We start from the raw sequence: 20,008 nt of genomic DNA on the forward strand, positions 1-20,008 counted from the left end.
CGCTCGCGAGCAGGGTGGCGGCGATCGACGCCGCTACCCTGACCCGAGAACGCGAGCCGTCAAGGCGAGCACGCCCTCCCGATGGCGTTGCGGGGAGGTCATGTCGGTGATCTCCGGACGCATGCTCGCGAAGATCGCCATGGCCAGGAACTCCGCGTCGGCATCCGGGACGACCTGGGCGATCAACTCCGCCAGCAGCGCCCGCCACGGCGCCCAGGTCTCGGACCGACAGCCGTCGGGCAGGGCGCGCGTCAACGGTTGCAACTCGACCACCGTGAGGTCGAACACCGTGGCGACGAAGGTCTGTATCCGCTCGTCCACCGGCACGGCGGGATCCGCGGCGAGGTCGCGGACGGCCGCCCAAGCCCGGCCGGTCCGGTCGTCGAACAGCGCGCGAATCAGCCCTTCGCGGTCGGTGAATCGGCGGAACAGCGTGCCCTTCCCGACTCCGGCGGCTGCCGCGATCTCGTCCATGCAGACGTTGTCGCGCTGCTCATCGCAGATCAGACGCCCGGCTACGGCGAGAATCGCGGCCCGGTTGCGTTCGGCGTCGGCGCGCATCGCTGACCTCCAGTTGACATAAGCGGACCCACAGTCCGTATCATAGCGGCACGCTAAACGGACCGATAGTCCGTATCCGGAAAGGTGAATCCCATGCGCGCAGTCCGCTATCACGAGTACGGCGGCCCGGAAGTGCTGCGAGTCGAGGAGGTCGACGATCCCACGCCGGGCGAGGGCGAGCTGCTCGTCCGGGCCACGGCCACCGGAGTCAACTACTTCGAGGTGCAGGTGCGCGCCGGGGTGACCCCGGATCCGCTCGGCCTGCCGCTGCCGCACACGCCCGGCATCGAAGTAGCCGGGACGGTGGCCGCGGTCGGTCCCGGCGTCGAGACCCGCCGCATCGGCGAAAGAGTGGTCGGCACGGTCGCCTCCGGCAGTTACGCGGAGCTGGTGCGCATTCCGGCAGCGGCGGCCGTACCGCTCGACGATCGCCTCGGCGAGCATCAAGCCCTCGCGCTGCTCGGCCAGGGCGCGACGGCCGTGGGATTGATCGAAGCCGCGGAGATCGGGCCCGAGGACACGGTTCTGGTGGAGGCGGCAGGCGGAGGAATCGGAACCCTGTTGATCCAGTTGGCCAAACGAGCCGGAGCCCGGGTCGTCGCCGGTGCGAGCGGGGCCGCGAAGCGGCAGCTGGCCGCCGACCTCGGCGCCGATGCCACCGTGGACTACACGCGACCGGGATGGACCGAGGAGGCCGGTCCGGTGTCGGTCGTGCTCGAGACCGTCGGCGGACAGACGGCTCGGGAGGCTTACAGCCTGCTCACGAAACCGCGCGCCCGCATGGTGGTCTTCGGCTCGGCCAGCGGCGTCGCGGTCGAGATCAGCTCGGAGCAACTCCTACCGGTCGGCGCCTCGCTGATTCCCTTCAGCCTCGGATATCGCCCGCAACGGTGGCCGGAGCTGGCCCGCCGAGCCGAGGACCTCACGGTGCGCGGTGAACTCACCCCCGTCATCGGCACGGTGCTGCCCCTGGCCGAAGCGGCGGCCGCCCATCGGGCGTTCGAAGACCGCACGGCCATCGGGAAGACCATCCTCACCCCCTGACCGCGCATCGGAAACGTGCGGCCATCGAGCTCGTACGGCTCACGGCAAGGTACGCCGACCGGCCGACGGGCGACAGCATCCGCACCGGTGGCGATGCCGCCGGTGCGAAATGCCGTCGCGGTGCCCCCGAACTTCCCGCGCGGCGCGTCAATCCCAGCTGTCGATCTTGACGTCGTGGGGATGCGGAGCGCCCTTCTCAGTTTCGATCAGCGATTTCAGGCTCAGCAGGTAGACCGCCCACTTGGTGCTGCAGTGGTGCATGAAGTCCACCGGCTCCTTCCACCCTCGGTGCGCGAAGAGCACGGTAGTGTAGTCGCCCGCCTGCTCGAGGCTCCAGTCCACCTGGGTCCCGATCCACTCATCAGGCCCGCCGACCACCTCCCACAGCACTCGCTTTCCCGGGTCGAGCTCGCGCACCCGCATGTCGAATCCACCTGCCGCGAAGCGGAATTCGAGCAAGCCGCCGAGCTCGCCGCCGTCCCCCTCGGTATCGGCCGTCCACCACCCGGCGAGCCCCTCGGTGGTGGTCAAGGCGGCGTAGACCTCGTCCACCGGCGACTTGATGCCCACTTTGTGCAGAATGTCCACCATTTCGATTCCTCTTTCCGTTCTTCTCGTAACCGCGTGATCTCACTGCTGGTCTTGTCTGCGCTGAATCGCCTCCGCGATGCGCTTGATACGCCGGAGCCTGGCGTCCCACGCCGCCCCGACCGCGGACAACTGAGCGACCGCGCGCGCGAGTTGCGCCTCGTCCACCCGGTACCGCCGCTCCCGCCCGGCGGGCGTGCCGTGCACCAAACCGACGCGGTCGAGCACGACGAGATGTTTGGCGACCGCCTGCCGCGTGACGGGCAGCCGCTCACTGAGGCTGGTGGCCGTGCCGTTCCCCTCCGCGAGGAGCAGATCGAGCATCCGCCTGCGCATCGGGTCCCCGATGGCGGACCACAGGTCGTCGTCGACTGCGGCGGTCACGGCGTCGACACCAGCCGCACGATGTACTCCCCGAGGCGAGGGACGAAGGTGTCCCATCCCACGCTGTGATCGCGGTACTGCTCCTCGAGTTTCGCCACCTCCCAACCCATTTCCCGGAACCCCGTCTCGGTGAGCCGGATCCTGGTGCCCGCGCCCGACGGGGTGAGTTCGAAAGTGACCAGCAGCGAGTCGGCGGAATCGTCGATCGCGCCGCCCGGATAGCACCAGCGGAACGAGAACAATCGCGGCGGCTCGGCCCGCACCACCCTGATCGGGACGACATCGACGCGGTCGCCCCAGACGAGTTCGCCGACCGCACCGGGCGCCGTATCGAACTCGGCGTCGTCGCTCCACCATTCCGAGATGTGCTCCGGGCTGCTGACGACCTCGAAGACCACCTCGGGCGAGGCGTCGACGTGTATCTCGCGTTCGATGCTGCCGTACTCCATATCCACGACCTCCATATGCAACGTTTGGTTGCGCTTGACGTTAGTCGACCACCGGGTATAGCGCAACCATTGGTTGCATATGCGCCGCCGTCGCCGATGCCGGACCTCGCCGCCACACACCTCGCGCCGACCGACGCCATGGCGGTATCCCCTGCCCGGCAACGTGGCTTCAGCAACTGAGACATGCCGCGCCCACTCGCCGATGCGGCGCATCAGCAACTTTTTAGCAATCTCGCATCGCTACGATAGCCGCGTGCTGCGCGGAGTGCGGACGAATCGGCGATCAGAAGATCCGGCGACCACAAATCGTCGCGACCGCGGGCGCCGCCGAGCTGCCATGCGGGAGCCGGGATCGACACATCGCCCTGTCAACCCGTAGCCGCCACGCTCACGGCGATCACTGTCACCGCCCGCACCGACGATCGTCTTCATCGGCGTCCCTTTCGAATTCCCGGCAACTGACAGTCGGCTTCTCGAGAATTCTTTTGCCACATCGGTTCTCGTGGCAGGTGTCGGCTCCACGACCTCTCGCCGAGCCCTGGGTCTCGCCGACACCGCGGGAGTCCGCTGTGCGTCCACGTTTGTGTGCGCGGTGATCGGTAATGTCGGACGAGTGAGTAGCTGGGTGCGCCGGAAGTTTCACGGCATCGGACGAATCGATCGAGCGATCGGCGGCGCGGTCGCCGAACTGCCTGCCTCGGTGGTCGACCACGGATTGCTGCGGCTCACCGGCAGCGCGAATTTCAGCGGACTCTGGCTGGTTCTCGCGACGCTGCTCGCCTCCCGCCAAGGCGCGCCGCGGCGGGCCGCGCTGCGCGGCGTCGTCTCCGTCGCCGGAGCCAGTCTCGTCGTCAACGTGGGCCTCAAGTCGCTGATCGCCCGGCGCAGGCCTGCCGCCGAACTCCTGCCGGTGCACCGGCGACTCGTTCCGACCCCGAGCTCCTCCTCCTTCCCCTCGGGACACAGCGCTTGCGCCGCGGCATTCGCCACCGCTGTCGCTCTGGAAAGTCCCCGTACCGCACTGGCTGTCGCCCCGCTGGCCGCCACCGTCGCCTACTCTCGGGTGCACACCGGTGTGCACTGGAGTTCCGATGTGCTCGTCGGAGCGGCCGTGGGTTCCGGTGTCGCCCTGGCCACGCGACGCTGGTGGCCGGTACGCGAATCCGATGAGGCGCAGGCCCGTCCGGTTCGTGAAGTGCCCGCGCTGGTGGAGGGCAAAGGCCTGGTGGTCATGGTGAATCCGGTGTCCGGTGACCCGAATTACGATCCCACCGACGACGTGGTCGCGGCCCTGCCCGCCGCCACCGTGCTGCGCACGCAGCCCGATCTGGACTGTGCCGACCAGCTCGAGCGGGCCATCGCCGAGCACGGTGAACCGGTGCTTGCGGTCGGCGTCGCCGGTGGTGACGGCACGGTGGCCGCGGTGGCCGCGGTCGCGTTGCGCCACGAGCTGCCGCTGGTCGTCATCCCCACCGGCACGCTCAACCACTTCGCCCGCGATCTCGGCGTCTACGACCTGCGCGAAGTAATCGATGCCACCGGTGTCGGCGAGGCGGTGGCGGTGGACATCGCCGGCGTCGAATGCGAGGACGACACCGGTTCCTGCACCCGGCATCTGATCAACACCGCCAGCCTCGGCGCCTATCCGGACCTGGTGCAGCTGCGCGAGAAGTGGCAGTCACGCTGGGGCAAATGGCCCGCCTTCGCCGCCGCGCTCGTGGTGACCCTGCACCGGGCCGAGCCGATCGAGATCTGCCTGGACGGACGCTGGCAGCGGGTGTGGTTCCTGTTCGTCGGCAACGGTCCCTACCACCCGCACGGCGCGGTGCCCGCCTTCCGTGACCGGCTCGACGCCGGACTACTCGATATCCGCTGGCTGCGCGCCGATCTGCGCTGGTCGCGCACCCGCGCCGTACTCGCGCTGTTGCTGGCGGCGATCGGCCACAGCAAGGTCTACGGCGAACGCCAGTTGCCCGAACTCTTCGTGCAGCTACCCACGCCGGAGGCGCTGGCGACCGATGGCGAGGTGGTCGGCAAGGCCACCCGACTGCACTTCCGCATCGCCGGGCAACTCGCGGTCTACCGCCGTGACGAATCCAATCCGCTCTGGGCCGACCGCAGCCGCCCGCATCACCGCCGAGCTCCCTGGCTGCGGGACGTCTTCCGAGCCGAGCTACCGTTTCAGCGGCGAGCGGGCGAAGACTGAGCGCGCGCTACTTCATCAAGCGCAGCAACCCGAGGTTCGGCTCGAGCGCGCCGTCCTGTCCCAGCGCCAGGAAGTCCGCCTCGACCGCCTCGCGCTCCAGCACCCCGGCCCGCACCGCGTGGTAACGCACCACCGACCAGAGGAAGACATCGAGGTCGTCGAAACGAGTACCCTCCTCGACCACTTCCTCCTCGTGGAACCAGATCGCGATCTGCCCGTTGCTGAGCACCACGTACAGGTTGCCGCCGCCGTCCGCGCCGATCGAGTACACGTCGCCGTCGGTGAGCTCGGTCTCGTAGTCGGAATCCAGTATGCCGCAGTTATTTCCGGCGAAGTCGAAACCGTAGGACCAGTCGTGGACATCCAGGAACTGCGGCATCCGCCCGGACCGCACCCGGCGATCGAAAGCCGCCAGCGCCGCCGCGGACGCGGGCGCCAGCCGTTCGAGGAAGGGCGCCACCGGCCGGGTCTCCTCCGGCACGGTGACCGGCGGCCGATCGGCGAACCATCTGGCCAGGTCGGCGTCGAGATCGCGCTCGACGTATCCGGCCAAGTCGTCACGAGTAAGTGTCACCGCCGAATCGTAAGCGTCGTCAATGACATTCACTGAACACCGGATCGTCCAGCCCATCGCCGACAGCTTGCGAAATCATCGCTGCCGCGCTGCCTCGGGGCTGATCGCCGGGCGGCGATAAGCTCTTGGAGCTATGGCACTCAGCGCGACATTGCACAACTTCGCCGTCCAGTTGGCCGACGTCGATCGGGGCGTCTACCAGGAGCTGGAGTTGCGGGTGGCGCGGCACCCGTCCGAATCCGCGGAGTTCATGCTGACCCGAGTGCTCGCCTATTGCCTCGAATACGAGGAGGGCATCGCCTTCAGTGACGGTGGGGTCTCCTCCACCGACGAGCCAGCGGTGCTGGTGCGCGACCTCACCGGCCGCCTCACCGCCTGGATCGAAGTCGGCGCTCCGGACGCGGAGCGGGTGCACCGAGGCAGCAAACTCGCCGACCGGGTCGCCGTCTACACTCACCGCGACCCGGCCAAGGTGCTGGCGCAACTCCCCGGCAAGCGCATCCATCGCGCCGAAGCGATACCGCTCTACAGCTTCGATCGCGACTTCATCGATTCCGCCGTCGCCGCGACCGAACGCCGCAACACCGTGACCGTGTCCGTCACCGAGCGCCTGCTGTACCTGGACCTCAACGGCACCGCGTTGAGCGCACCGATCCACGAGCACCGGCTCACCTAGTTCTCGGATCCGTTCCCAGGTGCCCCTCATCGGATCCGGCGTTCGCACTCCTCGAATTCGGCTCCGGTTCGAAGGCAGTCGTAGAGTCCGCTCTGCACGTCGCCATTGGTGGGCGGCTCGCCGCAGAGAACACCGCATCGCTGGTAGTTCGGGACGGCGCTGCCGTCGGGCCAGTGGCAGGCATCGCCGTCGCAGGTGTAGCCGCGCGTATTCGGGTCGCGAGGGATCGGATCCCGGCTGAAGGACCACACGAACGCGTCGGTGTTCTGTACCTGCGTGCAGTAGACGGTCCGGCCGTCGGCGAGGCGGCCCACCGCACCGGAATCCTGGCAGTAGTCGTTCAAGGTGACCGTGACACCGCCGTCGGACGGCAGCGGCGCGGCCGCGGAGGTCACGAACATCGCGGCCAGAAACGTCCCCGCGCCGACAACACCCGTCAGCGCCCGACGCGCCGCCTTACGCTCGCCCGGTCGAGGCATGCTTCCCTCCCTTGCTCCAGGTCCAGCGGACTATACGCCCGGCGTCCACGAGTGGCACACCATTGAGACGTCCTCGCGTACCTCGCCGCAGCCGTGTGCGACTCGCAGGGGGTTCAAGCGGGGGCGGCGGCGAAGGGCGGGTAGTTGTCGGCGGCCGTTCGCTCGGCGGCGTCGATGTAGTGGGCGAGAGCGTCGCGGGACACGGTGGGGAGCAGTATCCCGTGCTGATCGAGGAGTTCGGCAAGCCCGGCGAGGACCGACCGATCGGTCGAACCCGTACCCGCGCCGGTCAGAACAGGAAATAGCGCTGGGCCATGGGCAATTCGGTGGCGGGTTGTTCGCGCCAGACCTCGCCGTCGATGCGGACGGTGAAAGTGTCCGGCTCGACTTCGATGCGCGGCATGGCGTCGTTGTTCGGCAGATCCGTCTTCCGCACGCCACGGACGTCGCGGACCGGAACCAGCCTCCGCTGGACCCGCAACCGGTCGGCGAGGCCATCCTCGATCGCCTGCTCGGAGACGAAATGCAGTGAGGTCGCGGCGGCGGCCGCCGGGGCGGCGCCGAACATGGGGCGCGGCAGCACCGGCTGCGGCGTGGGGATGGAGGCGTTGGCGTCGCCCATCGCGGCCCAGGCGATCGCGCCGCCCTTGAGGACGGCATGCGGGCGGACACCGAAGAACGCCGGCTCCCACAGCACCAGATCGGCGAGCTTGCCCACCTCGACCGACCCGATCTCGTGGTCCAGGCCGTGCGCGACGGCCGGGCAGATGGTGTACTTCGCGATGTAGCGCTGGACCCGGGCGTTGTCGGCGGCGCCGTCGCCCGGCAGCGCGCCGCGGCGGCGCTTCATCACGTGCGCGGTCTGCCAGGTGCGCAGCACCACCTCCCCGATGCGGCCCATGGCCTGTGAATCGCTGCCGATCATCGAGATGGCGCCGAGATCGTGCAGCAGGTCCTCGGCCGCGATGGTGGAGGGGCGGATGCGGCTTTCGGCGAAGGCCAGATCCTCCGGGATCGACGCGCTCAGGTGGTGGCACACCATGAGCATGTCCAAGTGCTCGTCGAGGGTGTTGATCGTATGCGGACGAGTCGGGTTGGTGGAGCTGGGCAGTACGTTGGGATGGGCGGCGACGGTGATGATGTCGGGCGCGTGGCCGCCGCCCGCGCCCTCGGTGTGGTAGGCGTGGATGCCGCGGCCCGCGATCGCCGCGAGGGTGTCCTCGACGAAACCCGCCTCGTTCAACGTGTCCGAGTGCAGCGCCACCTGCACCCCCGCCGCCTCGGCCACGGTGAGGCAGGCATCGATCGCGGCGGGCGTTGAGCCCCAGTCCTCGTGCAGTTTGAAACCCGATGCGCCCGCGCGTAATTGCTCCCACATGGCCTCGGCGCTGACGGTGTTGCCCTTGCCGAGCAACACGATGTTCACCGGCCAGCCGTCGGTGGCCTCCAGCATGCGCGCAAGATGCCACGCGCCGGGCGTCACGGTGGTCGCCTTGCTGCCCTCGGCCGGGCCGGTGCCCCCGCCGATGAGGGTGGTGATGCCGCCGCCGAGCGCCTCCTCCAACAGCTGCGGGCAGATGAAATGCACGTGACAGTCGATCGCGCCCGCGGTGAGGATGCGGCCGTTGCCGGAGATCACCTCGGTGGACGGCCCGACGACCAGGTCCGGGTGCACCCCTGTCATGGTGTCGGGGTTGCCCGCCTTGCCGATCGCGCTGATCCGTCCGTCGCGAATACCGACGTCCGCTTTGATGATTCCCCAATGATCGATGATCACCACGCCCGTGATCACGGTGTCGGGAGCGCCGTCGGCGCGCGTCGCTCGGGACTGGCCCATGGATTCGCGCAGGACCTTGCCGCCGCCGAACACGGCTTCGTCGCCCGCGCGCCCCGGTCCCCCGCTGCGGTCCTCGGTGATCTCGATCAGCAGATCGGTGTCCGCCAGACGAATCCGGTCGCCCGTCGTCGGTCCGAACAGTTCGGCGTACCGCGCCCGGCTCAGCTCACTCATCGCGTCCTACCTCCTGAGCCCGCGTACTCCGCGCCGCCCGTTCCGGGTCCGCATACGCACTAGCCATCGAGACGGCCCGGTGGGGTCGGGCTGATCCCGTGCACCTCGCGGGCGCCGCCCAGCGGCACCAGCCCTACCCGTTGCCCGAGACCGGGTTCGAAGCGCACCGCGGTCCCGGCCGGGATGTCGAGGCGGTGGCCGTGCGCGGCCGCGCGGTCGAACTCCAGCGCCGTGTTCGCCTGCGGGAAATGCACATGGCTGCCGACCTGCACCGGCCGGTCTCCGGTGTTGACCACGTCGAGTTCGAGGCGCCGCGCGCCCACGTTCAGTTCGATGACGCCCTCGGCGCAAAGGTATTCGCCGGGGATCACGCCGGGCCTCGGTCCGGCTCGGGGGCGCTCGCAAACCGCATACCGCCCGCCTATCCGATCGGGTGGTGCACGGTGACGAGCTTGGTGCCGTCCGGGAAGGTCGCCTCGACCTGGACGTCGGGGATCATCTCCGGCACGCCTTCCATCACGTCGTCGCGGGTGAGGACGGTCCGTCCCGAGGACATCAGGTCCGCGACGGTGCGCCCGTCGCGCGCGCCTTCCAGCACGTGGTCGGTGATCAGCGCGACCGCCTCGGGATGGTTCAGCTTGAGTCCGCGCGCCTGCCTGCGCCGGGCCAGCTCGGCGGCGTAGCTGAGCAGCAGGCGCTCCTGCTCATGCGGTGACAGTCGCATCCGGGCTCCTCACCGGTTCACAGTGACGGGTGACGCACATTCTGGCACGCCCGTTCCGCCGTCGCCGGTCGAGCGGTCAGGACCGATGCGGCAGATTCTGCAGTCGCACCTGACCGCGCGCCACGGTGCGGCCCTGCTCATCGGTGATGACGACCTGCCACAGCTGCTGCAGCCTGCCCCGATGCAGCGGCGTCGCCTCGCCTGTCAGGGTGCCCTCGCGCACCGCCCGCAGGAAATCGGTGTTGTTGTTCACGCCGACGACCGTGCCCTGGTCGCCGAACCAGACGCCGCCGGCGATGCTGGCGAGCGTCTCGACGACGGTGCAGTACACGCCGCCGTTCTGGATGCCTGCGGGCTGGTAGAGATGCGGTTTCACGACCCACTCGCCGCGCACGCGATCGGGGCTCAGCTCGGTGTAGCGCAGGCCGATCAGGTCGGCGAAGGTGCCTTCGCTGTAAGCGTTCATCTGCTCGGGCGTGACGTCCGCCAGCGAGCCGACCTGGCGAGTCTCCTGCTGTGTCATGTATTCACTGTCGCACAGCACCCGGCGCGCAACGCCGCGGCCTCATCGCAGGCCAGGGCGGTGCCCCGCCGAAGAGATCGACAAAGAGCGGCGGGCCCCACCGGAAGTGGAGCCCGCCGCGGCACGGGATCGGGGGTCACCGCAGCCCTCGGGACTCTCACGCGATCCGTACGCCGGAGATGAGTATAGGTCAGGCTTACCTAACTAAGCAAGAACCCGACCGCCGCACGGGCAGCCCGCGCTCGGCCATCGCCGCCAAGAGCGCCTGGCCACGACGCGCGCCGGTGACGGAATCGGTCCGCGCCAGATCGGGCACGTAAGTCGAAGCGCCCGCGACGGATTCACCGACGAGGGACCAGAACCGCCCGGCGCTCAAACCGGAGCAGCGAGTCAGGTTCCGCTGGACGACGGTCAGCGCGGGCTCGCAGCGATGCGCGAGCCAGACGTACATCGCCTCCGGGCACGGCAAGGCGACCACACCGGGACCGCCCGCAAGCGGATCACCGTCGATCACGCGAATCGTGGTGTCCGACAAGCCCGCCCAGTCGATTCCGCCGTCGTTGTCGGTATGGATCCATAGGTTCTCCAAGCCCGGATCCCAGGCCCGCCCTTCCGCCACGAGCAGCGCGACCACCCGACCGGCTATCGCGTGGATCAGCGCCGTGGCAACCACTTCCGCCGCGATGCCGGCACTGATCATCTCCGCGGCATGCCGCCGGTACATGAGTTCGACGCGCCCCTCGCGCACTCCGTCCGCCAGCTGCCACCAGCGTCGTTTGCCCTGCTCGGCGATCGCGGCGACGGCATAGACCCGCGGGTGCTCCGGTTGCAGCGCGCGCAGCCGGGCACAGGCGCGTCCGAACGCCGTCGTCGAGCGATGTGGCGTGGTGATGAGCTCGGTCATCGAACCTCCTCGGGGATCGGCTCCGTCGCGCGGCGCGGCGGACATTCGGCCATGCCCGTCTGTCAGCGAAGATAGGTTAGGCTTACCAGACCTAGCAACCGTATCGCTGATTTCAGGAGCAGCTCGTCGCCGTGACTTCTCTTGCCACCGTGAGGCGGCGACGTCTTTCCGGACTTCTCGTCTCGACCGTCCTGCTGCTGCTCGCCGTGCTGGCCGGCGTGGCGGTGGGCGCCCGCTCGCTCGCGCCCGGGACCGTCTACGACGCCGTGCATCATGCGCTCACCTGCCCCGGCGGACCCTTCACCTGCGCAGCCGGTTCCACCGAGGAAGAGATCGTGCGGGGGCTGCGGCTGCCGCGCACCGCGTTGGCACTGGTCTGCGGGGCGGCGTTGGGGATCTCGGGCGCGCTCGTCCAGGGCTACACCCGCAATCCGCTCGCCGACGCCGGGTTGCTCGGACTGAACGCGGGTGCGGCGTTCCTCGCCGCGTTGAGCGTGTACCTGTTCGCCTTCGCCGCGCCGGAGCAATACATCTGGTTCGCGCTGGCCGGAGCGCTGATCGCGGGGGTGGCGGTGTTCGCGACCTCCTCCGTGGGCGGCGGCAAGGCGAGCCCGCTGACCCTCGTGCTCGCGGGTGCGGCGGTCACCGCGTTCCTGCAGGCCATGACCAACGCCGTCGTGCTGTTCGACGCCGCCGCGCTGGACACCTACCGGTTCTGGGTGATCGGCGCCGTCGCCGGCCGCGACGCCGCGGTGTTCTGGCAGGTACTGCCGTTCCTGGCCGTGGGCATGTTGCTGGCGGTGCTGGCGGCGCCCGGACTGAATCTGATCGGCCTCGGCGACGACGCCGCGCGTGGGCTCGGCGTGCATGTCGGCCGCAGCCGCGCGCTCGGCCTGGCGGCCGTCGTGCTCCTGGCGGGCGCGGCGACGGCGGCGGTCGGGCCGATCGCCTTCCTCGGCCTGGTCGTCCCGCATCTGGCGCGGACGATCACCGGGCCCGACCATCGCTGGCTGATTCCCTATTCCGGGCTGCTCGGCGCGTTGCTACTGCTGATCGCCGATGTGGCGGGCCGGGTGGTGGCTCGACCCGGCGAACTGGAGGTCGGCGTAGTGGTGGCCCTGCTCGGCGTGCCGTTCTTCCTCTCGTTCGTGCGCAGGCGAAAGCTGGTGAACCTGTGACGATCTCGCTGCGGGCCTCGAGTGCCCGCCCCACGCTGCGCGTCGGGCCGGTGTCGACGGTGCTGCGACCGCGGATGATCCTGATCGTCGCGGTCCTGATCGCGCTGGCGCTCGCGCTGTTGTGCCTGGACGTCGCGGTGGGCGAGTCCCGTCTACCGCTCGGGCGCGTGCTGGACGTCCTGACCGGCGGCGGCACCAGGGCTCAGCGGTTCATCGTGCTGGAGTCCCGGCTGCCGCGCGCGCTCACCGCGCTCGTGGTCGGCCTCGCGCTCGGGCTCGCGGGCGCTGTCACCCAGTCCATCCTGCACAACCCGCTGGCCGCGCCGGACATGCTCGGCATCACCTCGGGCGCGAGCCTGGGGGCGGTCGCGGTGCTGGTCGGCACCGGAGGCGCGAGCACCGGCCTGGCCGCTTCGGTCGGCGCGCCGGTGGCGGCCCTGGCAGGCGGGCTGCTCACCGCCGTCGCCATCTACCTGCTCGCCTGGGGACGCACCGCCACCGGCGCGTACGGCGCCACCGGGCTGCGGCTGGTGCTGATCGGCGTGGGCGTGAACGCCCTGCTGACCGCCGGGATCAGCTGGCTGCTCACCCGCGCCAGCCTGGCGGATGCCCAGCGCGTGCAGTTGTGGCTGAACGGATCGCTCAACGCGGCCGACAACGCGCGCCTGGGTCCCGCGGCGATCGCCGCGGGAATCGCCGCGCTCGTCGCGCTCGCCTCCGCCCGCACGCTCGCCGCACTGCGCCTCGGCTCCGACACCACGCGTGCGCTCGGGGTGCGCGTCCAGACCCAGCAGGCCGTCCTGATCGGAGCGGCGGTCGTGGCCGCCTCGGTGGCCACCGCCGCCGTCGGGCCGGTCGGTTTCGTCGCCCTCGCCGCGCCGCAGATCGCACGACGCCTGCTGCGCACACCGGGCGAGCCGCTGGTCGGCGCCGCGGTGACCGGCGCCATCCTGGTGGTCGGCGCGGATGTCGTGTCCCGCACGGCTTTTCCGGTCGACCTACCCCTCGGCGTCGTGACCGCGGCATTCGGCGGGCCGTTCCTGCTGTACCTGCTCGTGCGTATGAACCGGAAGGCCACGCTGTCATGACGATCGCGGACATCACCACCCCTGACGCCACGGAGCGAGCGAGCGCTCCTGCGCACCGGCTCGGCGCCGAGGCGGTCACACTCGGCTACGGCGACCGGGTGATCGTCGACGGGCTGAGCTTGACCGTCGCTCCCGGCGTCGTCACGACCGTCATCGGGCCCAACGGTTGCGGGAAGTCCACCCTGCTGCGTTCGCTCGGCCGCCTGCTGCGCCCGCGAGAAGGCCGAGTGTTGTTGGACGGCAAGGCTATTTCGACGATGAAGACCAAGGACGTCGCCCGCGTCGTCGGCATGCTGCCGCAGTCGCCGGTCGCCCCGGAAGGGCTCACCGTCGCCGATCTGGTCGCCCGCGGACGCCACCCGCACCAGTCCTGGTTCCGGCAGTGGTCGGGCACCGACGAATCCGAGGTGACGACCGCGCTGGACCAAACCGGGATCGCCGACCTCGCCGGCCGCCCGCTCGATGAGCTGTCCGGCGGCCAGCGCCAGCGCGCCTGGATCTCGATGGCGCTGGCCCAGGGCACCGACATCCTGCTGCTCGACGAGCCGACCACCTATCTGGACCTGGCGCACTCCATCGAGGTGCTCGACCTGGTGGACCGGTTGCACGCCGATCTCGGCCGCACCGTCGTGATGGTGCTGCACGATCTCAATCTCGCGATCCGCTACAGCGACCAGCTGGTCGTCATGCGCGACGGACGCGTGGTCGCCGCGGGCGCCCCCGGCGAGGTGGTGTCGGTCGAACTGCTGCGCGAAGTGTTCGACCTGGACGCGAAGGTGCTCGAGGACCCGGTGTCGGGCCGCCCGATGATCGTGCCGATCGGCGCCAGGCACGTGCGCGGAAAGGTGGGCGGACCGGCTGCCACAACGCCCGAGACCGCGCCGTATGAGAAATGACACACCAGCTATTCCATAGTTACGACACCCTGTAGTACGCATCCTCGTCGTTGAGTACCTAAAATTAGGGAATGGCAGGTCTTGGTGAACTCGAGAAAGCGGTCATGGACCAGTTGTGGTCGGCCGACGAACCACAAACGGTCCGGCAGGTGCACGAGGCGCTCGCCGCACGCCGTGAGCTCGCGTACACCACGGTGATGACCGTGCTGCAACGCCTCGCGAAGAAGAACCTCGTAGTCCAGCGGCGCGACGACCGCGCGCACCGCTACGCGCCGGTGCACACCCGCGACGAACTCGTGGCCAGCCTGATGGTCGACGCCCTGCAACAGGCCGACGCGGCGGGCAGCCGTGCCGCGGCCCTGGTGCACTTCGTCGAACAGGTCGGCAAGGACGAGGCTGCCGCTCTGCGCGAAGCACTCGCTAAGCTCGAAGCAACCGAGGACTCGGCGCCCCCGCCGCAGTAGACTCCTCGGGCGCCCTGGCCCCACAACGCAGTGAGCTGAGTCGATGAACGCAACCGCGCCGGTATTCGCCGGACTGGCATTGCTTCTCGCGGGGCCTGCCCCGGCCTTGCTCAGCCGGGCGACCTGGACTTACCGGACGCCCCGAGCAGCGCTGGTGCTCTGGCAGGCCATCGCGCTCGCAGCCGTGCTCAGCGCGTTCGGCTCCGGGTTGGCCATCGCCGCCGAGCTGCTCGTGCCCGGTCCCGACGGCCGCCCGACCACCGCGCCGACCAGGGAGATCGACGCGCTCGGCCTGCCGCTGTGGCTGGCGTACGTGTTCGTCTTCGCGCTCACGCTGCTGATCGGCGCCCGGTTGATCTACGCGATCATCCGGGTCGGCGTGCACACCCGCAGGCGGCGGTCGCGCCACCGCATGCTCGTCGACCTGCTGGACCAGAGCGGTCCGCACCGGCGCGCGGCCGACATCCGGGTGCTGGCCGCCACCGAGCCCATCGCCTACTGCCTGCCCGGCCTGCGCCAGCGCGTCGTGCTCAGCGAAGGCACCCTGACCAATCTCGCCGACGCCGAGGTCACCGCCATCGTCAGCCACGAACGTTCGCACCTGCGGGCCAGGCACGATCTCGTGCTGGAGGCGTTCACGGCCGTGCACGAGGCGTTCCCCCGGGTGGTGCGCAGCAAGGCGGCGCTCGGCTCGGTGAAACTGCTCATCGAGTTGCTCGCGGACGACTCGGCGGTCAAGGTCACCGGACCGAAGCCGCTGGCCCGCGCCCTCGTCGCCTGCGCGAAGTCCACCGCGCCGCAAGGCGCGCTCGCCGCGGGCGGCCCCACCACGCTCATCCGCATCCAGCGGCTGAGCGGCCGGATCGGGGACCTGCGCATCGCCACGGCCGCCTACCTCGGCTCGGCCGCCATCCTGGTGGTGCCGACGCAGGCCGTGGCCGTACCCTGGCTCGTGGAACTGAGTCGGCTGTTCCACGGCTGACTCCCCGGCACGTATCCTGGACCTTCGGCCCGCCTCCGGTCGGCCGCATCCTCTCGCTTTACCCGGCGCGCGTCATCGCCCGCGCCACCGCGCGGTGAAACCGCATCGCGCACCGTTCTCCATCCCACCGAACAGCGCGATCCGCGTGGAACGCGCCGTGCGACGAAAGGCACATCCTCCTCGTGACCCCCTCGACCACCGTCGCCGCGGCGCCCCCCGCGACCTTCGCGGGTCTGGGCCTGCCCGCCGTGCTCGTCCAGGCACTGCGACGCGACGGCATCGAGACGCCGTTTCCGATCCAGGCCGCCACGACGCCCGACGTCCTGGCAGGCAAGGACGTGCTCGGCCGCGGGCCGACCGGTTCCGGAAAGACCTTGGCCTTCGGCCTCCCGATGCTCACCCGGCTGGCCGGCGCCGCGGCCAAGCCGGGCCGCCCGCGCGGACTCGTCCTGGTGCCGACCCGCGAGCTGGCCGCACAGATCGAGCGGGCACTGGACGAACCGGCGCTTTCGCTCGGCCTGCGCGTGGCCTCGGTGGTCGGCGGCGCCCCGATCAAACGCCAAGCCGACCGGCTCGCCCGCGGCGTCGACCTGCTCATCGCCACGCCCGGACGGCTCGCCGACCTCCTCACCCAGGGATCGGCCGATCTGTCCGACGTGACGATCACCGCGCTCGACGAGGCCGACCACATGGCCGACATGGGATTCCTGCCGCAGGTGACCAAGCTGCTCGACCGCACGCCGCGCGACGGTCAGCGCCTGCTGTTCTCGGCCACGCTGGACGGCGAGGTCGACAAGCTGGTCAAGCGTTACCTGCGCTCCCCTGTCACGCATTCCACCGCGCCGCCGTCGGCCTCGGTCACCACGATGTCGCATCACCTGCTCTACGTCGGCGACAAGGTGACCAAGCGGGCGGTCGCCACCGAGATCGCCGCCCGCGACGGGCTGACCATCATGTTCGTCCGTACCAAGCACGGCGCCGACCGGCTCGCCAAACAGCTGCGCGGGGCGGGCATCGCCGCGGGCGCGCTGCACGGCGGCAAGGCGCAGAACAATCGCACCCGCACCCTCGCCGCGTTCGCCGACGGCTCGGTGCCGGTGCTGGTCACGACCGACGTCGCCGCGCGCGGCATCCACGTCGACGGGATCTCCCTCGTCGTGCATGTCGATCCGCCGCCGGAGCCGAAGGCCTATCTGCACCGGGCCGGGCGCACCGCCCGCGCGGGTGAGGACGGCGTGGTCGTCACGCTGGTGATGGACGAAGAGCGCCGCGACGTCGAGTCGATGGCCCGTAAGGCGGGTGTCGAAGTGGACGGAGTCGCGGTCCGTCCCGGCGACCGCACCCTGGTCGAGATCACCGGCGCCCGCCGCCCGTCCGGAACTCCGGTGGTTCCGGCTTCCGCCGCGCCCGCGACCGCCCCGGCGACGAAACCCGCACGGCGTCAAGCGAACCGGCGTGCGGAGACAGCTCAGGCCGGTGGTCGCGGCGCCGGTGCGGCGAAGCAGTCCAGGTCGGGCTCGGTGCCGAGCCGTGGTGGCGAATCGGTCACCGCGCCGGGGCGTCGTCGCGGCCAGGCGAAAGTCGCCGGGAAGCCCGCCACCGGCAGCTCCGCCGGGCACAGTGCGGGTTCGGGCGAGGGTGGGTCCCCCCGCCGTTCCGCTACGGCGGGCGGATTCTCCGGACGCGCCGCAGGGCACGCCTCCGGCGACACGCCGGGCCGGACACGGCGACGCGCCGTACGCGCGCAGCAGTCACCGCAGCGGAGCAATCGCGGAGCAAACTAGAACGTGTCGACTCACGCGGCTGCCGCCGTCCTCTGCGCCCTGCTCGCTGCGCTGCTGTTCGCGGTCGCCGCGGTCGCGCAACAGCACGCGGCGGCCGCGGTGCCGGAGGGCGCGTCTCTGATCCGCTCGCTGATGCGTACCCCGCGCTGGTGGGCGGGCGTCGTCGGCGACGCGGGCGGATACGCCATGCAGGTCGTCGCGCTCACCTTGGGCGCGGTGCTGCTGGTGCAGCCGATCCTGGTGAGCGCGCTGGTGTTCGCGCTACCGATGTCCGCCCGCCTCAACGACCGCCGCGTGGCGCCGCGCACCTGGGCGACCGCCCTCGCGCTGACCGCCGCGCTGGCCTGCTTCCTGCTCGTCGGCAATCCGACCGAGGGCAATACCGATGCGCCGCTGCGAGATTGGCTCGTGCCCCTGGGCATCCTGCTCGGCCTGATCGCCGCCGCCACCGCCGGTGGCATCGCCGCGCGCGACCCGGCGTGGCGCGCGCTGCTGATCGGCGCCGCGAGCGGCGCCCTCTACGGACTCGCCGCCGCGCTCACCGACTACGTCACCGACCTGTTCGAGCACGGTCTCGGGGATGTGCTCAGCGGCTGGCAGACCTGGGCACTCATCGGGGCCGGTGTCACCGGCGTCTACCTGCAGCAGCGCGCCTATCACGCGGGACCGCTGACCGCCTCCTTGCCCGCCGTCACGGTCGTCGAGCCACTGGCCGCCGCGTTCATCGGCATCGCCGTGCTGGACGAGCGGTTGCGGACGGACACCGCGGGACTGGTCATCACCGGAGGCGCGGTGCTCGTCATGGCCGCCGCGACGATCATGCTCTCCCGCTCGCAAGCCGCCGCCTGAGCCAACAGGCGAAGGAAGGCCGGCGGGACAGACGACGCACCGCATATCCGCACTGTCGAGCCCCGGGCAGAACGGCGCACACCGGTCGGCGCGCGGATATCATCGGTCGAGTGCGCTTTCTTCCCGGTCATCAGCCGCCGTACGACCTGACCTACGACGACATCTTCCTCGTCCCGAATCGGACGGACGTCGCGTCGCGCTTCGACGTCGATCTGTCGACGACCGACGGGTCGGGCACCACCATCCCCATCGTCGTGGCGAACATGACCGCCGTGGCCGGGCGCAGAATGGCCGAGACGGTGGCCCGCCGCGGCGGCATCGTCGTCCTCCCCCAGGACCTGCCGATCACCGCGGCCGCCGACACCATCGCCTTCGTCAAGAGCCGCTCGCTCACCGCCGACACCCCGGTCACCCTCGCCCCCGACCGTTCGGTCTCCGAGGCGGTCGCCCTGATGCACAAGCGCGCGCACGGCGCGGTCGTGGTGGTGGACGAAGGACGCCCGGTCGGCGTGGTGACCGAGGCCGCCTGCGCCGACGTCGACCGCTTCGCCCGGCTCCGCGAGGTCGCGGTCACCGATTTCGTGCGGGCCCCCGCGACCACCACCCCGCGTGACCTGTTCGACCTGCTGCACGCCGAGCACGCCGACTTCGCCGTGCTCACCGCCGAGGACGGCACCTTGGCAGGCGTGCTCACCCGCACCGGCGCCCTGCGCGCGGGCATCTACCAGCCCGCCGTCGACGCCGCGGGCAAGCTGCGCGTCGCGGCCGCGGTCGGCATCAACGGCGACGTGGCCGCCAAGGCCAAGTCCCTCGTGGATTCGGGCGCCGACCTGCTGGTCATCGACACCGCGCACGGACACCAGGCCAAGATGCTCGAAACGCTCACCGCCGTGCGCGATCTCGGGCTCGGAGTCCCGCTGGTCGCGGGCAACGTCGTCTCCGCCGATGGCACCAGGGATCTCGCGGCGGCGGGCGCCGACATCGTCAAGGTCGGTGTCGGCCCCGGCGCCATGTGCACCACCAGGATGATGACCGGCGTCGGCCGCCCGCAGTTCTCCGCGGTGGCCGAATGCGCCACCGCCGCCGCGGAACTCGGCGTGCACATCTGGGCCGACGGCGGCGTGCGCCATCCCCGCGACGTGGCGCTCGCGCTGGCCGCGGGCGCGTCCAACGTGATGATCGGCTCCTGGTTCGCCGGTACCTACGAGTCCCCCGGCGACCTGCGGGTCGATCGCGACGGCAACGCGTACAAGGAGAGCTTCGGCATGGCCTCCAAGCGGGCCGTCGCCGCCCGCACCGCCTCCGACAGCGAATTCGACCGAGCGCGCAAGGGACTGTTCGAAGAGGGCATCTCCAGCTCGCGGATGCGGCTGGACCCCGAGCGTCCCGGCGTCGAGGACCTCATCGACCACATCTGCTCCGGTGTGCGCAGCGCGTGCACCTACGCGGGAGCACGGACGCTCGCCGAGTTCCACGACAAGGCAGTGCTCGGCGTGCAATCCGCGGCCGGATTCGCCGAAGGCCGCCCGCTGCCCAGCGGTTGGTGAGCGCCGACACACGAATCGCACCGGCACCGGCCCACGCCACTCGGCACGTGGGCCGGTAGCATGGTGGTTGCCGGACACCGGCACCACGACTCGTTTG

22 protein-coding genes are annotated in these 20,008 nt (G+C 70.3%); 11 read left to right on the plus strand and 11 right to left on the minus strand.

What is annotated here, in order from left to right; all coding sequences use genetic code 11:
• Window positions 1-33: 33 nt before the first annotated feature.
• On the minus strand, window positions 34-561 hold the full coding sequence (locus tag ABZ824_RS34815) for a TetR/AcrR family transcriptional regulator (RefSeq protein ID WP_355078461.1): 528 nt from the start codon (window positions 559-561) through the stop codon (window positions 34-36).
• A gap of 93 nt (window positions 562-654) precedes the next feature.
• On the opposite strand from ABZ824_RS34815, the gene ABZ824_RS34820 reads away from it, so the two are divergent.
• On the plus strand, window positions 655-1,605 hold the full coding sequence (locus tag ABZ824_RS34820; protein ID WP_356968545.1) for a zinc-binding dehydrogenase: 951 nt from the start codon (window positions 655-657) through the stop codon (window positions 1,603-1,605).
• A gap of 147 nt (window positions 1,606-1,752) precedes the next feature.
• Here the strand turns inward: ABZ824_RS34820 and ABZ824_RS34825 are convergent, their stop codons facing one another.
• From ABZ824_RS34825 to ABZ824_RS34835, 3 genes are read right to left on the minus strand one after another with little or no spacing between them, the layout of a single operon-like run.
• A complete protein-coding gene (locus ABZ824_RS34825) occupies window positions 1,753-2,196 on the minus strand; it encodes an SRPBCC domain-containing protein (protein ID WP_356968547.1) in 444 nt (147 codons plus the stop codon).
• Window positions 2,197-2,235: 39 nt separating this feature from the next.
• Complete coding sequence (locus tag ABZ824_RS34830; RefSeq protein WP_356968549.1) at window positions 2,236-2,577, minus strand: metalloregulator ArsR/SmtB family transcription factor; 342 nt, start codon at window positions 2,575-2,577, stop codon at window positions 2,236-2,238.
• Window positions 2,574-3,026, minus strand: a complete 453-nt coding sequence (locus tag ABZ824_RS34835; protein WP_356968646.1) for an SRPBCC family protein — start codon at window positions 3,024-3,026, stop codon at window positions 2,574-2,576. Before ABZ824_RS34835 ends, ABZ824_RS34830 begins: the two co-directional genes overlap by 4 nt.
• A gap of 613 nt (window positions 3,027-3,639) precedes the next feature.
• Here ABZ824_RS34835 and ABZ824_RS34840 point away from each other — a divergent pair.
• Window positions 3,640-5,232: a phosphatase PAP2 family protein gene (locus tag ABZ824_RS34840; RefSeq protein WP_356968551.1), complete on the plus strand. Its 1,593-nt coding sequence runs from the start codon at window positions 3,640-3,642 to the stop codon at window positions 5,230-5,232.
• A 7-nt stretch (window positions 5,233-5,239) separates the two neighbouring features.
• On the opposite strand, the gene ABZ824_RS34845 is transcribed toward ABZ824_RS34840, so the two are convergent.
• Complete coding sequence (locus tag ABZ824_RS34845; RefSeq protein WP_356968554.1) at window positions 5,240-5,806, minus strand: hypothetical protein; 567 nt, start codon at window positions 5,804-5,806, stop codon at window positions 5,240-5,242.
• A 133-nt stretch (window positions 5,807-5,939) separates the two neighbouring features.
• On the opposite strand from ABZ824_RS34845, the gene ABZ824_RS34850 reads away from it, so the two are divergent.
• A complete protein-coding gene (locus ABZ824_RS34850) occupies window positions 5,940-6,482 on the plus strand; it encodes a YaeQ family protein (protein WP_356968556.1) in 543 nt (180 codons plus the stop codon).
• 26 nt (window positions 6,483-6,508) lie between these two features.
• Here the strand turns inward: ABZ824_RS34850 and ABZ824_RS34855 are convergent, their stop codons facing one another.
• From ABZ824_RS34855 to ABZ824_RS34880, 6 genes are all read right to left on the minus strand, one after another.
• A complete protein-coding gene (locus ABZ824_RS34855; protein ID WP_356968558.1) occupies window positions 6,509-6,961 on the minus strand; it encodes a hypothetical protein in 453 nt (150 codons plus the stop codon).
• A gap of 289 nt (window positions 6,962-7,250) precedes the next feature.
• The gene (locus ABZ824_RS34860) at window positions 7,251-8,972 is read right to left on the minus strand and encodes an urease subunit alpha (RefSeq protein ID WP_356968560.1); all 1,722 of its coding nucleotides are present in this window, start codon (window positions 8,970-8,972) and stop codon (window positions 7,251-7,253) included.
• A gap of 59 nt (window positions 8,973-9,031) precedes the next feature.
• Entirely contained in the window at window positions 9,032-9,343 is a 312-nt protein-coding gene (locus tag ABZ824_RS34865) for an urease subunit beta (RefSeq protein WP_355078470.1), read from the minus strand.
• A gap of 50 nt (window positions 9,344-9,393) precedes the next feature.
• A complete protein-coding gene (locus ABZ824_RS34870; protein WP_039797870.1) occupies window positions 9,394-9,696 on the minus strand; it encodes an urease subunit gamma in 303 nt (100 codons plus the stop codon).
• 76 nt (window positions 9,697-9,772) lie between these two features.
• Window positions 9,773-10,162, minus strand: a complete 390-nt coding sequence (locus ABZ824_RS34875) for a PaaI family thioesterase (RefSeq protein ID WP_355078546.1) — start codon at window positions 10,160-10,162, stop codon at window positions 9,773-9,775.
• Between the two features lie 253 nt (window positions 10,163-10,415).
• The gene (locus tag ABZ824_RS34880; RefSeq protein ID WP_356968562.1) at window positions 10,416-11,123 is read right to left on the minus strand and encodes a hypothetical protein; all 708 of its coding nucleotides are present in this window, start codon (window positions 11,121-11,123) and stop codon (window positions 10,416-10,418) included.
• Window positions 11,124-11,272: 149 nt separating this feature from the next.
• Here ABZ824_RS34880 and ABZ824_RS34885 point away from each other — a divergent pair, with 149 nt between their 5' ends.
• From ABZ824_RS34885 to ABZ824_RS34920, 8 genes are all read left to right on the plus strand, one after another.
• Window positions 11,273-12,301 (plus strand): iron ABC transporter permease, encoded by a 1,029-nt coding sequence (locus ABZ824_RS34885; protein ID WP_356968564.1) that lies wholly within the window; start codon window positions 11,273-11,275, stop codon window positions 12,299-12,301.
• Window positions 12,298-13,389, plus strand: a complete 1,092-nt coding sequence (locus ABZ824_RS34890; RefSeq protein ID WP_356968566.1) for an iron chelate uptake ABC transporter family permease subunit — start codon at window positions 12,298-12,300, stop codon at window positions 13,387-13,389. Before ABZ824_RS34885 ends, ABZ824_RS34890 begins: the two co-directional genes overlap by 4 nt.
• Window positions 13,386-14,285, plus strand: coding sequence for an ABC transporter ATP-binding protein (locus ABZ824_RS34895; RefSeq protein ID WP_356968568.1), 900 nt, complete (start codon window positions 13,386-13,388; stop codon window positions 14,283-14,285). The genes ABZ824_RS34890 and ABZ824_RS34895 overlap by 4 nt, the downstream gene beginning before the upstream one ends.
• 71 nt (window positions 14,286-14,356) lie before the next feature.
• Window positions 14,357-14,749, plus strand: a complete 393-nt coding sequence (locus ABZ824_RS34900; RefSeq protein ID WP_039797864.1) for a BlaI/MecI/CopY family transcriptional regulator — start codon at window positions 14,357-14,359, stop codon at window positions 14,747-14,749.
• A gap of 43 nt (window positions 14,750-14,792) precedes the next feature.
• Window positions 14,793-15,731, plus strand: a complete 939-nt coding sequence (locus tag ABZ824_RS34905) for a M56 family metallopeptidase (protein ID WP_355078475.1) — start codon at window positions 14,793-14,795, stop codon at window positions 15,729-15,731.
• Between the two features lie 182 nt (window positions 15,732-15,913).
• Window positions 15,914-17,515, plus strand: a complete 1,602-nt coding sequence (locus ABZ824_RS34910; RefSeq protein WP_356968570.1) for a DEAD/DEAH box helicase — start codon at window positions 15,914-15,916, stop codon at window positions 17,513-17,515.
• Between the two features lie 3 nt (window positions 17,516-17,518).
• The gene (locus ABZ824_RS34915) at window positions 17,519-18,364 is read left to right on the plus strand and encodes a DMT family transporter (RefSeq protein ID WP_355078477.1); all 846 of its coding nucleotides are present in this window, start codon (window positions 17,519-17,521) and stop codon (window positions 18,362-18,364) included.
• Window positions 18,365-18,474: 110 nt separating this feature from the next.
• Window positions 18,475-19,911: a GuaB1 family IMP dehydrogenase-related protein gene (locus ABZ824_RS34920; protein ID WP_356968572.1), complete on the plus strand. Its 1,437-nt coding sequence runs from the start codon at window positions 18,475-18,477 to the stop codon at window positions 19,909-19,911.
• Window positions 19,912-20,008: the final 97 nt, after the last annotated feature.

This window comes from Nocardia sp. NPDC047038 (assembly GCF_040644075.1).
Lineage (GTDB): Bacteria > Actinomycetota > Actinomycetes > Mycobacteriales > Mycobacteriaceae > Nocardia > Nocardia sichangensis.